The organism is Paenibacillus sp. 1-18, assembly GCF_000520755.1.
In the GTDB taxonomy this organism is placed as follows: domain Bacteria; phylum Bacillota; class Bacilli; order Paenibacillales; family Paenibacillaceae; genus Paenibacillus; species Paenibacillus brasilensis.
In genome coordinates this window covers 1-933 of record NZ_ASSB01000179.1, presented here as the reverse complement: position 1 = coordinate 933, position 933 = coordinate 1, and the positions used below count along the sequence as shown (strand labels likewise).

Sequence of the window (933 nt, the reverse complement as noted above, 5' to 3'; positions counted from 1 at the left end):
CCGTCCGCCAGCCACAGGGTCAGGCAGTCGACCAGCACCATAGGCGCGGGTGATGGCGGCGATGCTTGACTGGCGTGCAGGCTAGCAGGATCGCTGCCTTGCGCAGCCGGCCATGCCTCTATTTGTGCTATATCAGGGAGGCCACCAAGCCGCCGCAGCAGCTCCGGCAGCGCCTGCGCTTCCTCCAGCGTCTGCCAGTCATACCCGGCAGACTCGCGCTGGAACCGATGAAGGTCGATGCGATCCTTCATCTCCGTGTCGTAGGCTTGTGCCGTTGCAATATAGCAGGCGCGGGGTGCGAGCGACATGCATAACCGCTCGGCAAAGCCGCTTTTACCGCTGCGTGCCCCCCCGGTCACGAGCGCCTTCATCGCTGTGCGGCTCCCTGACCGTCCGATACGCCGGCATCGGCAAAGGTCGCCATTTCGCGCATAATGCGGCACGCCGCATCAATCAGGTGCAGGCTCAGCGCACCTCCAGTGCCCTCCCCGAGCCGCATGTCGAGATGCAGCATGGGCTCCAGCTTGAGCTGGCGGAGCACCGCGGCGTGCCCGCGCTCGTCCGAGGCGTGCGAGGCGAGCATATACGCCGCACTTGCAGGCGCCAGAGCGCGCGCAGCGAGGGCAGCTGCGCCGGAAATAAAGCCGTCCAGCACGACTGGACAGCGATGTGCGGCTGCGCCGAGGATGACGCCCGCCAAGGCGGCAATCTCCAGACCGCCGACCTTGGTCAGCACGTCGAGGGCGTCATTTCCATCCGGCTGGTTTACGTCCAGCGCGCGGCAGACCACCGCTATTTTGCGGGTAAGTCCGGCTGAATCTACCCCCGTGCCCCGGCCTACGATAACTTCCGGCTCCAGTCCGGTAAGGGCACATACGACCGCAGCACTGGCTGTCGTATTCCCGATGCCCAGCTCGCCGGTAACGAATAGCC

2 protein-coding genes are annotated in these 933 nt (G+C 65.4%); both read right to left on the bottom strand.

Annotation, left to right across the window (positions count from 1 at the left end):
* Nucleotides 1-371, bottom strand: a 371-nt coding sequence (locus tag L693_RS0110950; protein WP_025717282.1) for a bifunctional adenosylcobinamide kinase/adenosylcobinamide-phosphate guanylyltransferase, incomplete at its 3' end; no start/stop codon positions are given.
* On the bottom strand, nt 368-933 hold a 566-nt coding region (locus L693_RS0110945; protein WP_025717281.1), incomplete at its 5' end, for a nicotinate-nucleotide--dimethylbenzimidazole phosphoribosyltransferase. The genes L693_RS0110950 and L693_RS0110945, both read right to left, overlap by 4 nt.